The organism is Allokutzneria oryzae, assembly GCF_042429765.1.
Taxonomy (GTDB): domain Bacteria; phylum Actinomycetota; class Actinomycetes; order Mycobacteriales; family Pseudonocardiaceae; genus Allokutzneria; species Allokutzneria oryzae.
On sequence record NZ_JBHLZU010000026.1, the window covers coordinates 314,516 to 327,953 of the forward strand.

General features: G+C 71.7%; 13 protein-coding genes. 11 read left to right on the top strand and 2 right to left on the bottom strand.

The genetic code is table 11. From position 1 onward, the window contains the following. Window positions 1-20 precede the first annotated feature (20 nt). The 11 genes from ACFFQA_RS30035 (at window position 21) to ACFFQA_RS30085 (ending at window position 12,105) form a co-directional block, all read left to right on the top strand. The gene (locus ACFFQA_RS30035; RefSeq protein WP_377859649.1) at window positions 21-1,040 is read left to right on the top strand and encodes a DHH family phosphoesterase; all 1,020 of its coding nucleotides are present in this window, start codon (window positions 21-23) and stop codon (window positions 1,038-1,040) included. Between the two features lie 34 nt (window positions 1,041-1,074). Beyond that, window positions 1,075-2,436 carry an MATE family efflux transporter gene (locus ACFFQA_RS30040; RefSeq protein WP_377859652.1) on the top strand — a complete coding sequence of 454 codons (1,362 nt, stop codon included), beginning with the start codon at window positions 1,075-1,077 and terminating at the stop codon, window positions 2,434-2,436. A 135-nt stretch (window positions 2,437-2,571) separates the two neighbouring features. Then, window positions 2,572-3,900, top strand: coding sequence for an MFS transporter (locus tag ACFFQA_RS30045; RefSeq protein WP_377859655.1), 1,329 nt, complete (start codon window positions 2,572-2,574; stop codon window positions 3,898-3,900). A gap of 100 nt (window positions 3,901-4,000) precedes the next feature. Next, entirely contained in the window at window positions 4,001-4,924 is a 924-nt protein-coding gene (gene truB / locus ACFFQA_RS30050; protein ID WP_377859658.1) for a tRNA pseudouridine(55) synthase TruB, read from the top strand. Window positions 4,925-4,946: 22 nt separating this feature from the next. Then, complete coding sequence (locus ACFFQA_RS30055) at window positions 4,947-5,909, top strand: bifunctional riboflavin kinase/FAD synthetase (RefSeq protein WP_377859661.1); 963 nt, start codon at window positions 4,947-4,949, stop codon at window positions 5,907-5,909. Between the two features lie 5 nt (window positions 5,910-5,914). Beyond that, window positions 5,915-6,397, top strand: coding sequence for an XRE family transcriptional regulator (locus tag ACFFQA_RS30060; RefSeq protein WP_377859664.1), 483 nt, complete (start codon window positions 5,915-5,917; stop codon window positions 6,395-6,397). A gap of 232 nt (window positions 6,398-6,629) precedes the next feature. After that, entirely contained in the window at window positions 6,630-6,899 is a 270-nt protein-coding gene (rpsO, locus tag ACFFQA_RS30065; RefSeq protein WP_377859667.1) for a 30S ribosomal protein S15, read from the top strand. A 279-nt stretch (window positions 6,900-7,178) separates the two neighbouring features. After that, a complete protein-coding gene (locus tag ACFFQA_RS30070) occupies window positions 7,179-9,419 on the top strand; it encodes a polyribonucleotide nucleotidyltransferase (protein ID WP_377859670.1) in 2,241 nt (746 codons plus the stop codon). Window positions 9,420-9,504: 85 nt separating this feature from the next. Next, complete coding sequence (locus ACFFQA_RS30075) at window positions 9,505-10,836, top strand: M16 family metallopeptidase (RefSeq protein WP_377859914.1); 1,332 nt, start codon at window positions 9,505-9,507, stop codon at window positions 10,834-10,836. After that, window positions 10,833-11,618 carry a 4-hydroxy-tetrahydrodipicolinate reductase gene (gene dapB / locus ACFFQA_RS30080; protein ID WP_377859672.1) on the top strand — a complete coding sequence of 262 codons (786 nt, stop codon included), beginning with the start codon at window positions 10,833-10,835 and terminating at the stop codon, window positions 11,616-11,618. Before ACFFQA_RS30075 ends, dapB begins: the two co-directional genes overlap by 4 nt. A gap of 40 nt (window positions 11,619-11,658) precedes the next feature. Next, on the top strand, window positions 11,659-12,105 hold the full coding sequence (locus tag ACFFQA_RS30085; protein WP_377859915.1) for a hypothetical protein: 447 nt from the start codon (window positions 11,659-11,661) through the stop codon (window positions 12,103-12,105). On the opposite strand, the gene ACFFQA_RS30090 is transcribed toward ACFFQA_RS30085, so the two are convergent. After that, window positions 12,102-12,590 (bottom strand): VTT domain-containing protein, encoded by a 489-nt coding sequence (locus ACFFQA_RS30090; protein WP_377859675.1) that lies wholly within the window; start codon window positions 12,588-12,590, stop codon window positions 12,102-12,104. The genes ACFFQA_RS30085 and ACFFQA_RS30090 overlap by 4 nt on opposite strands. 56 nt (window positions 12,591-12,646) lie before the next feature. Then, window positions 12,647-13,207 carry a GNAT family N-acetyltransferase gene (locus ACFFQA_RS30095; RefSeq protein WP_377859678.1) on the bottom strand — a complete coding sequence of 187 codons (561 nt, stop codon included), beginning with the start codon at window positions 13,205-13,207 and terminating at the stop codon, window positions 12,647-12,649. Window positions 13,208-13,438: the final 231 nt, after the last annotated feature.

Here is a 13,438-nt window from a genome sequence, read left to right on the forward strand (position 1 = left end):
CCGCTGGTCAGGGAGGTGCGGTGGGCGTACTGAGAAGCGAGCCGAGCACGCCGGTGCGACCCGAGGTGGAGCGCGCCGCGGCGCTGCTCGCCGACGCGCGGGACGTCACCCTCCTCGCCCATGTCAACCCGGATGCCGACGCGCTCGGCTCCGCGGTGGCGCTGGGCATCGCGCTGCGCAGGCGGGGCGCCGCCGTCCGGGTCTCCTTCGGCCACCCCGCCGAGGTCCCGGAGTCGCTGCGCGGCCTGGACCCGATCGGGATCGTGGTCCCCGCCGACGAGGTGCCGGAGGTGCCGCCGCTGCTGGTGGCGCTGGACGCGGGCAGCCTCGGCCGCCTCGGGCGGCTCGCCGACCGGGTCGCCGCGACCACGGCGGCCGGTGGCGAGGTGATCGTGCTGGACCACCACGTCTCCAACACCCGCTTCGGGACCCACAACGTCGTCGACGACCGCGCCGAGGCAACCGCGGTGATCGTGCTGCGGGTGCTGGACGCGCTCGGCGCCGAGATCGACCCGCTGATCGCCCGCTGCCTCTACGCGGGCCTGGCGACCGACACCCGCTGCTTCCGCATCGCCGACGCCGAGACGTACACGGTGGCGGCTCGCCTCGTCGCGGCGGGCGTCGATCCGGACGCCACCCTGCGCCCGTTGCTGGACACCCACCCGTTCGGCTGGATGGGCATGCTCGCCACGGTGCTCAGCGGGGCCCGGCTGGAGCCGGATGCCGCGCAGGGGCTGGGCTGGGTGCACGCCGCTGTGCGCACCGCCGACGCCGCCGGGCTGCGCGGCGAGGACGTGGACAGTGTGATCGACATCCTGCGCAGCACGCGGGAGGCCGAGGTCTCCGTGGTGTTCAAGGAGACCGGCCCGCGAACGTGGACGCTGTCGCTGCGCGCGATCGGCAAGCTCGACGTGGGCGCCGTCGCCGGGGCGCTGGGTGGCGGTGGTCACCGCCTCGCCTCCGGAGCGACCCTGCACGGCGAGCTCGACGAGATCGTTGACCAGGTGCGTTCCGCTCTTGAGGCCGCCCCGCGCCTCTGACCGGACTGTCGGTGGGCTGACCTACTCTCGCCTGGTGAACGAGGGCAGAACGGACGAGGTCGGCGCGGACGCGGGCAGACCGGGGGAGCGCGTGCCCGCCCGGCGCGTGCTGGGCCTCGCGGTGCCCGCGCTCGGCGTGCTCGCGGCGGAGCCGCTGTACCTGCTGGTGGACACCGCCGTCGTGGGGCATCTCGGCGCGGTCCCGCTGGCGGCGCTCGCGATCGGCGGGATCGTCCTCGCCCAGGTCTCCACGCAGCTGACCTTCCTGTCCTACGGCACGACCGCCCGCGCGGCCCGGCTGCACGGGGCGGGGCGGCGGGCCGACGCGGTCGAGGAGGGCGTGCAGGCGACCTGGCTGGCCGTGGTGGTCGGCCTGGTGCTGGTGCTCGCGGGCCAGCTCCTGGCGAGCCCCATCGCCCACGCGCTCGCCGGTCCGGGAGCGGTCGCCGACGCGGCGGTGGGCTGGCTGCGGATCGCGTTGCTCGGAGCGCCACTGGTGTTGATCACCATGGCGGGCAACGGCTGGATGCGCGGCGTCCAGGACACCGCCCGCCCGCTGCGCTACGTGTTGGCGGGCAACGGTTTCTCGGCGGTCCTGTGCCCGGTCCTGGTCTACGGCATCGGCCCGTTCGAAGGCTGGGGTCTCGCGGGCTCCGCGGTGGCCAACGTGGCGGCGCAGGCGATCTCGGCGGCGCTGTTCCTGCGCGCGCTGGCGGTGGAGCGCGTGCCGCTGCGGCCGGTCCCGCACCTGATGCGCGCGCAGCTCGGTCTCGGTCGCGACCTCATCCTGCGCAGCCTGGCGTTCCAGGCGTGCTTCGTCTCCGCGGCGGCGGTGGCCGCCCGCACCTCGGCGGAGGCCGCTGCGGCGCATCAGGTCGTCCTCCAGCTGTGGACGTTCCTGTCACTGGTGCTCGACTCGCTGGCGATCGCGGCCCAGTCCCTGGTCGGTGCGGCCCTCGGCTCCTCGGACGCCCGCCGCGCCAAGGGTTTGTCCAGGCAGATCACCTTCTACGGCCTGTGGTTCGGCGTGCTGCTCGGAGTCCTGTTCGCGGCCCTGTCCACCGTGCTGCCCCCGGTGTTCACCCCGGATGCCGTGGTGCTCGCGCAGATCCCGCACGCGTGGTGGTTCTTCGTCGCGCTGCAACCGATCGCGGGCGTGGTCTTCGCGTTGGACGGAGTGCTGCTGGGGGCGGGTGACGCGGCGTACCTCCGCACGGCCACGCTGGTCTCGGCGGCACTGGGTTTCCTCCCGCTGGTGTGGCTCTCCCTGGCGCTGGAGTGGGGCCTCGCGGGAGTGTGGACGGCGCTGTCCTGCTTCATGCTGATCCGCTTGGTGGCGGTCCTCCTCCGCGCCCGCACCGGAGCCTGGGCCGTCATCGGCGCCACCCGCCCCTGATCCGTCCCAGGGACTGGGAGGTGTGGGGGAGTGCACGTTTGGCGGTGTTAACGCTGGGGAGCGGGGCGCGATGAGCAGGGTGCCAGCGTTGGCTTTCCTGTCTTCTTCCCCGCTTTTCAGTTCGGAGGGTTTGTCTTGCCTTCGGTCGAGCGCGCCACCCGTCAGGGCTGGCTGGTCTGGACCATTGCGGTAGCCATCTACGTCGCGGCGGTCTTCCACCGCACCTCGCTCGGCGTCGCCGGCCTCCAGGCCGGGGAGCGCTTCGGGGTCGGGCCCGCCGCCCTCGGCGTCTTCACCGTCCTCCAGGTCGGTGTCTACGCCCTCATGCAGATCCCCACCGGCGTGCTCGTGGACCGCTTCGGCCCGCGCCGGGTGCTCACCGTCGCCGCACTGCTGATGGGCGCCGGTCAGCTGCTGTTCGCCGTCGCCGACTCCTACGCGCTCGCGCTCGTCGCCCGCGCCGTGCTGGGCAGCGGTGACGCCATGACCTGGGTCAGCCTCCTGCGGCTGATCGCCGGTCACTTCCCCGGTCGCCAGTACTCGGTGGTCGTGTCCTTCTCCAGCGCCCTCGGCGCGGCGGGCAACCTCGCCTCGACCGTTCCGCTCACCCTCGCCCTGGACAACGCGGGCTGGACGTGGACCTTCCTCGGGGTCGGCGTCCTCACCGCCGCCTACGCCGTGCTCGCCGCCACCCGGCTGCGGGACCACCCCGCCGGGCACGAGGTGCGCGCCGCCGAGCCGGTGTCGCCGAGGCAGGTGCTCGTCCGGGTCACCGACTCCTGGCGGGTGCCCGGGACCCGGCTCGGTTTCTGGGTGCACTTCTCCACCATGTTCGGCCCCGCGGTGCTCGGCCTTCTCTGGGGCTTTCCCTACCTCGTCGAGGCACAGGGCATGGACCCGCGCGCGGCCAGCGCGCTGCTGGGCGTCCTGGTGCTCGGCGGCATCGTCGGCGGCCCGGTGGTCGGCGCGCTGATCGCCCGCCGTCCCGAGCACCGGATGCCGATCGTGGTCGGCTACCTGGTCGTCGCGCTGGTGGTGTGGGCGGTGCTGCTGTGCTGGCCCGGCGGGCACCTGCCGACGCCGGTCCTCGGGGTGGCGCTCTTCCTGCTCTCCCTCGGCGGGCCCGCGTCCGCGGTCGCGTTCGCGCTGGCCAGGGACTACAACCCGCTCCGGGTGGTCGGGACCGCGACCGGCGTCGTCAACGTCGGCGGCTTCACGGCCACGACGGTGTCCGCGCTCTCGGTCGGCGTGCTGCTGGAGCTGACCCACTCGCTGGGCCCCGCCACCTCGTTCCGCGTCGGGCTGACCGCCGTGGTCGCGGTGCTGGTGTTCGGCACCTGGCGGACGGCCGTCTGGTGGCGCCGTGCCCGCGGCGCGGTCTTCGCCGCCGAGGCCCGCGGCGAGCAGGTTCCCGTCCAACTCCGCCACCACCGCTGGGACGAGGACCTGGCCCTCGCCGCGTGACATCCCGCCATTCGCGGGCTTATGGACCCTTGTGCGCGTCGCGCGAGGTCCATAAGCCCGCGAATGGCCGGTCGGGGGGCGGCGTTTAGGGTTTCGCGTCGTGACAAGAGCACGACGGGATCGCCGCAACGACCGCCCCACGTCCGACGTTCCGCCCGGGTTGGTGATCGTGGACAAGCCCGACGGGATGACCTCGCACGACGTGGTCGCCCGGGTCCGGCGGATCATGGGCACCCGCAAGGTCGGTCACGCGGGCACGCTCGACCCCATGGCCACCGGCGTGCTGGTGCTGGGCATCGAGCGCGCCACCAAGCTGCTCGGGCACCTGGCGCTGGACACCAAGGCCTACCTCGCGACCATCCGCCTCGGCGCGTCGACGACCACCGACGACGCGCAGGGCGAGGTGCTCGCCACCGCCGATGCGTCCACTGTGGACGAAGCGGCGATCAGGTCGGGGATCGCCGCGCTCACCGGGCCGATCGAGCAGGTCCCCAGCGCGGTCAGCGCGGTCAAGGTCGACGGCAAGCGCGCCTACGCCAGGGTCCGCGACGGCGAGACGGTGGAGCTCAAGCCGCGTCCGGTGACCGTGCAGCGCTTCGACGTCCTGTCGTTGCGGCGCGAGGAGACCTTCACGGACCTGGACGTGCTCGTCGAGTGCTCCTCCGGCACCTACGTGCGCGCGCTCGCCCGCGACCTCGGCGCCGGGCTCGGCGTCGGCGGTCACCTCGCGGCGCTGCGCCGCACCCGGGTCGGCCCGTTCGGCATCGCGCTGGCGCGCACCCTGGAGCAGCTCGAAGCCGAGCCCAAGCTCGGGCTGGGCCTCAGCGACGCCGTGGCCGCCGCCTTCCCCCGTCGCGACGTCACCGCCGCCGACGCGGCCGCGCTGCTCAACGGCAAGCGCCTGCGGGGAGTGGGGATCGAGGGCACCCACGGTGTGTTCGACCCCACCGGCACGGTGATCGCGCTCGCCGAGGAGACCGAGGGCCGCACCCGTTCCCTCGTGGTGCTGAGCCTGACCGACTGAGGGCGGCCGTAAGCTTCCTGTCGTGCAGCGTTGGCGTGGACTTGAGCACCTGCCCGGTGGCTGGGGTCGCTGTGTGCTGACCGTCGGAGTGTTCGACGGCGTGCACCGGGGGCACCAGCAGTTGATCACGAGTGCGGTCGAGCTCGCCCGCTCCCGTGGTCTGCCCTGCGTGCTGATGACCTTCGATCCGCATCCCTCCGAGGTGGTGCGGCCGGGCAGTCATCCCGCCCAGCTCACCACTCTGCGCCGCCGCGCGGAGCTGGTGGAGCAGCTCGGGGTGGACGTGTTCTGCGTGCTGCCCTTCACCCCCGACGTGGCGCGCATCCCCGCCGACGAGTTCGTGCACGAGATCCTCGTCGAGCGGCTGCACGTCGCGGCCGTGGTGGTGGGGGAGAACTTCAACTTCGGCCACCGCGCGCAGGGCGACGTCGCGCTGCTGGAGACGCTCGGCCGCCGCTTCGGCTTCGTCGCACAGGGCGCGCGTCTGCTCTCCGACGAGCAGGTCACCTTCTCCTCGACCTACATCCGCGCGTGCATCGACGCCGGCGACGTGGTCGCGGCAGCCGGGGCGCTGGGACGCCCGCACCGCGTGGAGGGCATCGTCGTCCGCGGTGACGGCCGCGGCCGCGAGCTCGGTTTCCCCACCGCGAACCTGTCGACCGCGCGCACGGCCGCGGTTCCCGCCGACGGGGTCTACGCGTGCCGCTTCGTCGACATCGGGCACGGCCGCCCCGGCTCGACGCCGACGATCCGCGAGCCGCGCATGGCCGCGGTGTCGGTGGGCACCAACCCGACCTTCTCCGGCCGGGAGCGCCGCGTCGAGGCGTTCGTGCTCGACACCAACGAGGACCTGTACGGGCAGCGGGTGGCTCTGGACTTCGTCGCCCGCCTGCGCGGCCAGGAGCGCTACGACGACGTCGAGGCGCTGATCGAGCAGATGCACCTCGACGTGGCCAAGACGCGCGAGCTGCTGGCCGACGGGTGAGCGCCGTGGACGACCAGAAGATCGTGCAGCGCAACCTCGCGCTCCAGCGCGAGTGGTACGGCGAACCACTCGGTGACCGGGTGCGGCGGCTGGTGGTGGCGTACTCCACCTCGCAGGCGCAGCTGGCCGACGTGCTCGGGATCAGCGCGCCCATGCTCAGCCAGGTGATGAGCGGCCGCCGTGCCAAGATCGGCAACCCTGCCGTGCTGGCCAGGCTGGTGATGCTGGAGCGCAGGGTGCTCACCACCGGGGTGGCCGCCGGTGAGCGGGAGGCGGTGGAGCGCGCGCTGGAGGAGGTCCGCGCCTCGCAGCCGACGGTGGGGCTGGACACACTGCCGGTGGACGAGGGCGGGGCGGACCACGCCGCGGTCACCCGGCTGCGTGAGCTGGCGGTCGCGGAGGAGCTGGCCGGGGCCGCGCGCCTGCTGTCCGACCGGTACCCGGCACTCGCGGAGCTGCTGGCCCGCGCCGCCGCCGAGGGCGACTGAATTCCGTTTGCCCCAAGAAGTCCGGATGGCACACTGGGGCCGTATGCACCATTTGTGGATCATCAGCCACCCTTTCGAGCGCAGTGTGACGCTTGCCCCGCCGAGCTGCTGAGACGAGCCTGCTAACCTCAGTAGTTGGGTCTGGCTGCGTTCCGTGGCGGCCATGACCGTCTTCGCGTGACGCGGACCTCGCTCACGCGGCCGCACGGAACATCACCAAGGAGATCTACACGTGGCTCTGTCCACCGAACAGAAGAAGAGCATTCTCGGCGAGTACGCCGTCCGCGAGGGCGACACCGGCTCCCCCGAGGCTCAGGTGGCCCTGCTGAGCAAGCGCATCAGCGGTCTCACCGAGCACCTGAAGGTGCACAAGCACGACCACCACTCCCGCCGGGGTCTGCTGCTGATGGTCGGCCGTCGCCGCCGTCTGCTGAACTACCTGGCCAAGGTGGACATCGCGCGCTACCGGTCGCTGATCCAGCGCCTCGGCCTGCGCCGCTGACGCACTGACGAGGGGGAGTGGCCACGGGCCGCTCCCCCTCCGCACAAGAGCAACACCGCACGGCACCACGCGCCGTGTGCAGTACAACCAAGACGCAGTACAACCAAAACCAGGGCCTCGATGCCACCGCACCTCGCGGGACGCACGTTCGCCGGTCCTCGGTAGTGGTTTCCGGGAGCAGGCAGGCTCCGCCCCGGGAACTTCGATCGAAGACCGGCCTTGTTCGGACCGCATGTCCCGCGACGTCGAGCGGCGGCGGCCCGCAAACAAGGAGTATTTGTGACCGAACTTGCAGTGCACGAGGCGAGTGCCGTCATCGACAACGGCCGCTTCGGAACCCGGACGGTGCGTTTCGAGACCGGCCGGCTGGCCCGTCAGGCCGCTGGCAGCGTCGTCGCCTACCTGGACGACGAGACCATGCTGCTGTCCGCGACCACCGCGTCCAAGCAGCCGAAGGAGCACTTCGACTTCTTCCCGCTGACGATCGACGTCGAGGAGCGGATGTACGCCGCGGGCCGCATCCCCGGCTCCTTCTTCCGCCGTGAGGGCCGCCCCTCCACCGACGCGATCCTGACCTGCCGCCTGGTGGACCGCCCGCTGCGCCCGTCCTTCGTGGACGGTCTGCGCAACGAGATCCAGGTCGTCATCACCGTGATGAGCCTGGCGCCGCAGGACCTCTACGACGTGGTCGCGATCAACGCCGCGTCCGCCTCCACCCAGCTCGCCGGGCTGCCGTTCTCCGGCCCGATCGGCGGCGTCCGCGTCGCGCTGATCGACGGCCAGTGGGTCGCCTTCCCGACCTACGAGCAGCTGGAGGGCGCCGTGTTCGACATGGTCGTCGCCGGCCGTGTCGTCGGTGACGACGTCGCGATCATGATGGTCGAGGCCGAGGCCACCGAGCAGGTCTCCACCCTGGTCGCCGAGGGCGCCAAGGCCCCGACCGAGGAGGTCGTCGCCGCCGGTCTCGAGGCCGCGAAGCCCTTCATCCGGGTCCTCTGCGAGGCCCAGGCCCAGCTGGCCCAGGTCGCCGCGAAGGAGACCCGCGAGTTCCCGCTGTACCCGGCCTACCAGGACGACGCCTACGAGGCCGTCGCCGCCGCCGTCAGCGACGAGCTGGCCCAGGCGCTGACCATCGCGGACAAGCTGGAGCGCGAGGCGCGGATCGACGAGGTCAAGGCCGCGAGCCTGGAGCGCGTCGTCACCGAGGGCTCGGCGTTCGAGGGCCGCGAGAAGGAGGTCGCCGCCGCCTTCCGCTCGCTGAACAAGAAGCTGGTCCGCCAGCGGGTGCTGCGCGACCAGATCCGCATCGACGGCCGCAGCGTCACCGACATCCGCAGCCTCTCCGCCGAGGTCGCGCTGATCCCGCGGGCGCACGGCTCGGCGCTGTTCGAGCGCGGCGAGACCCAGATCCTGGGCATCACCACGCTGAACATGCTGCGCATGGAGCAGCAGATCGACTCGCTGACGCCCGAGACGCGCAAGCGCTACATGCACCACTACAACTTCCCGCCCTACTCCACCGGTGAGACCGGCCGGGTGGGCTCGCCGAAGCGCCGCGAGATCGGCCACGGCGCGCTCGCCGAGCGGGCGCTCGTGCCGGTGCTGCCCTCGCGCGAGGAGTTCCCCTACACCATCCGCCAGGTCTCCGAGGCGCTCGGCTCCAACGGCTCCACCTCGATGGGCTCCGTCTGCGCCTCCACCATGTCGCTGCTCAACGCCGGTGTGCCGCTGAAGGCGCCGGTCGCGGGCATCGCCATGGGCCTGGTCTCCGACGAGGTCGACGGCGAGACCCGCTACGTCGCGCTGACCGACATCCTCGGTGCCGAGGACGCCTTCGGCGACATGGACTTCAAGGTCGCGGGCACCAAGTCCTTCATCACCGCCCTCCAGCTCGACACCAAGCTCGACGGCATCCCGTCGGACGTGCTGGCCAAGGCGCTCGGCCAGGCGCAGGACGCCCGGCTGACCATCCTGGAGGTCATGCAGGAGGCCATCGACGCGCCGGACGAGATGAGCCCGTTCGCGCCGCGCGTCACCGCCGTGAAGATCCCGGTCGACAAGATCGGCGAGGTGATCGGGCCCAAGGGCAAGATGATCAACTCGATCACCGAGCAGACCGGTGCCGACATCTCCATCGAGGACGACGGCACGATCTACGTCGGCGCCGCGGACGGCCCCTCGGCCGACGCCGCGATCGACCTGATCAACGCGATCGCCAACCCGCAGCTGCCCAAGGTGGGCGAGCGCTTCCTGGGCACCGTCGTCAAGACGGCCGCCTTCGGCGCGTTCGTCTCGCTGCTGCCGGGCAAGGACGGCCTGGTGCACATCTCGAAGCTGGGCTCCGGCAAGCGGATCGCCAAGGTCGAGGACGTCGTGAAGGTCGGTGACAAGCTCCGCGTGGAGATCGCCGACATCGACAACCGCGGCAAGATCAGCCTGGTGCTGGTGTCCGAAGAGAGCACTGAGAACACCGAGAGCACCGAGAACGCCGATGCTCCGGCGGAGACGGCCGCGAAGTAACGGTATACCGTTGCCGCACAACGGAATCCACACCGCAGGGGGCGCCCACAAAGCGCCCCCTGCGGCGTAGGGGAGGAGTGCAACCCTGAACGCGAACACTGGTGTGACCGAGGTTCTGGAACGCAGCTCCGAGGACTGCGCGGTGCGCAGGACCGTGCTGCCGTGCGGCCTGCGGGTGGTCACCGAGCAGCTCCCGGGCGTGCGCTCGGCCTCGGTGGGCATCTGGGTCGGCGTCGGCTCGCGCGATGAGGAGCCGGAGGTCGCCGGGGCCGCGCACTACCTGGAACACCTGCTGTTCAAGGGAACGCGGCGGCGCACGGCCGCGCAGATCGCCGAGGAGATCGACGCGGTCGGCGGGGAGCTCAACGCCTTCACCGCGAAGGAGCACACCTGCTACTACGCGCACACGCTGGACGCCGACCTGCCGCTCGCGGTGGACCTGGTCTCCGACGTGGTCTTCGACGCGGTCTGCTCCGACGCGGACATGGAGACCGAGCGCAGCGTGGTGCTCGAAGAGATCGCCATGCGCGACGACGACCCCGAGGACCTGCTGCACGAGGCGTTCTGCGCCGCGCTGCTCGGCGGGCACCCGTTGGGGCTGCCGGTGCTCGGCACCGACGAGTCGATCACCGCGATGAGCCGGGACTCGCTCTTCGGCTTCTACCGGCAGCGCTACACCCTGCCCAGGATGGTGCTGGCCGCGGCGGGCAACGTCGACCACGCCGAGGTCCTGGCGCTGGTGGAGGCCGCGCTGGGCGAGCGGGCGAACGAGCGGCACACGCCGGTCGCGCCGCGCACCGGTTCGGCCAGCCTCCAGGCGGAGAAGCGCCTGGTGCTCCAGCACGACGAGTCCGAGCAGGCGCACCTGATGCTCGGGGTGCCAGCGCTGGACCGGCACGACGAGCGGCGGTTCGCGCTGGGTGTGCTCAACGCCGCACTGGGCGGCGGGATGAGCTCGCGGTTGTTCCAGGAGGTGCGGGAGCGGCGCGGTCTGGCGTACTCGGTGTACTCGTCGATCTCCTCCTACGCCGACACCGGGAGCCTCTCGGTGTACGCCGGCTGCCAACCGGAACGCCTGGGCGAGGTCGCGGGCGTGGTGCGCGAGGTGCTGACCGAGGTGTCCGAGAACGGGCTGCAGGACGCGGAGGTGGCTCGCGGCAAGGGACAGCTGCGCGGCAACCTCGTGCTCGGCTTGGAGGACACCGGTTCGCGGATGTCGCGGATCGGCAAGGGTGAGCTGAACTACGCCGACCACCTCACCGTCGAACAGACGCTGTCCAGGATCAACGCGGTCACCCCGGAGGAGGTTCGTGCGCTCGCCAAGGACTTGCTGAGCCGCCCGGTGAGTGCGGCGGTTGTCGGGTCGTACGCTTCAACCGACGAACTGCCCGGCGAAGTCCACGAGGTGATCGCATGACCGACAGCCAGCCCACCACCCGGTCCTCGGACGAGCCGATCAGGGTCGGTGTGCTCGGGGCGCGGGGGCGCATGGGCGCCGAGGTGTGCCGCGCGGTCGACGCAGCGGAGGACATGGACCTGGTGGCCATGGTCGACGCGGGTGACTGGCTGTTCAACGTGCCGGACTCCGGCGCCGAGGTCGTCGTCGACTTCACCCACCCCGGCGTGGTGATGGACAACATCCGCTACTGCGTCGAGCAGGGCATCCACGTGGTGGTCGGCACCAGCGGCTTCACCGACCACCGCATGGACATGATCCGGGGCTGGCTGGAGCACAAGCCCGACCGCGGCGTGGTGATCGCGCCGAACTTCGCCATCGGCGCGGTGCTGTCGATGAAGTTCGCCGAGGCGGCCGCGAGGTTCTACGAGTCGGTGGAGATCGTCGAGCTGCACCACGAGCGCAAGGTGGACGCGCCGTCGGGCACGGCGGCCCGCACCGCGCGGATGATCGCCGAGGCGCGGGCGGCCGCCGGGCTGGAGAAGTACGCGCCGGACGCGACCACCGACGCCCTGGAGGGTTCGCGTGGCGCGGACGTGGACGGCGTCCGGGTGCACTCGTTGCGGTTGGCGGGTCTGGTGGCGCACCAGGAGGTGCTGTTCGGCACCACCGGCGAGACGCTGACCATCCGGCACGACTCGCTGGACCGCAGCTCGTTCATGCCGGGCGTGCTGCTGGCGGTGCGCGAGGTGCTGAAGCGACCGGGGCTCACCCTCGGGCTTGAGTCCATGTTGGACATCTGATGATCCCCGCCGACGTGCTCTTCCCAGCGGAGACGACGTGATCACCGCCCGGCGGATGGCCGTCGTGCTGACCGCGGCGCTCGCGGTCTACTTCGTGCTGCTCGCCGGGCGGGGCATCGACCTCATCGCCTCCGGTGAGGTGGTCGGGGCCCTGCTCGGCGTGGCGATCCTGCTGCTGCCGGTGCTCGGCGTGATCCTGATCGTCTTCGAGTGGCGCTTCGGCGCGCAGACCGAGCGACTGGCGCGGTTGCTCGACGACGACGGCGAGTTCCCGGACACCTCGCAGCTGCCGCGCCGTCCCTCGGGGCGCGTGGAGCGGGACGCGGCCGACGCCTACTTCGCCGAGCGCAAGCAGGAGCTGGACGCGGCCCCGGAGGACTGGCGCGCGTGGTTCAAGGTCGCGCAAGCCTACGACCTGGCCGGTGACCGCAAGCGGGGCAGGGAGTCGATGCGCAAGGCGATCGAGCTGGAGCAGGCCAGCCGCTAGGTCAGCCAGACGCCGAAGGCCGATGGCGCCGCGGCGAGTGCGGCGAAGCGCGCGAAGCGGCCGATGAGGCACGCGGAGACGAAGTTCGTCAGGGACACGTTCGCCACTCCCGCGACGACCGCGACCGCGAAGTACGGCGGCAGGCTGGTCGAGGACGACAGCAGCAGCACGCCGTAGGTCCACGCGGGCCGCTTCTCGCACTCTGCGGCGAAGCGCTCCATGTAGCCGCTCCAGCGGCCCCGGACGTGCTCGGCGTCCTGTTGCTTGCGGCGCAGGAACGCGGGCAGTCGCAGCATTCCCTTGCCCGCGTAGTAGTAGATGAGCTTGCCCGCGACCGAGCCGATCGCGACGACCAGGGCGAGCGCCCACCAGGGCACCTCCGGCTGGGTCACCGCGACGCCCAGCACCCAGGGCTCGATCAGCACGGGCGGGATCACCGAGGACAGCACCGCCATGCCGAGGCTCGCGCTCAACCAACCCAGCACCGCGGTACCCCCATAACAACAAGCCGACCGGCGAGGCTAGCACCCCAACGGATGACTCAGTCCCGCAGCTGGAGCTCCAACGAGCCGGTCAGCCGGTACTCGCGCAGCGGTCGCCCGCCCGCGTCGAGGGTGCGCACGGTGCCGTCGGTGTCCCAGCCCGCCGAGCGGTAGAAGCTCAGCGACGCCTTGTCCTCCTGCGGCACCCAGGCGATTCCGCGCACGCCGCCCTTCTCGCGGTAAGCGGCAGCGGCGGTGCCCAGCAGGCGTCCGCCGTGACCCCTGCGGCCCCAGCGCGGCTCGACCAGCAGGGTGCCGACCTGGACGACGTGCTGAGCATCCTCGGGCAGCGCGCCGTCCGCGGCGGCCACCTCCTCCTCCGGAGCCGGCAGGATCGCGCAGAAGCCGACCGTCCACTGGCCCTCGGTCGCCACGTACACCAGCCCCGGGCCCTCGGAGAGCGCTTGGCGCCACACGGCTTCCGCGCTCTGGGTGTCCATCTGGGACAGCAGCTCGGCGGGCAGCAGCTCGGCGTAGGCCAGCCGCCAGGTGCCCAGCTGGATGCGGGCGATCTCGGCGACGTCGTCGAGCGTTGCGGGGCGAACGGCGGCGAGGGCCATCTGGTGAGCTCCGTCGGGTGCGGGGATGTACCCCCGGAAACCTACCCGCGCCTCCGGTGGTGGGGTGAAGCGGATTGCCCACGGCCGAATCGCGTCAAAGGTAAATTGCTTCGCCTCGTCCGTCCGGCAAACGGATGCATTCCCTCTGCGTGGTCGTGGCGCATCCGGTGAAAACGGTTCTTCCATGCCCAATCGGGCATTGGAGAAACAGCACCGGGCAAAGGGCGTCGC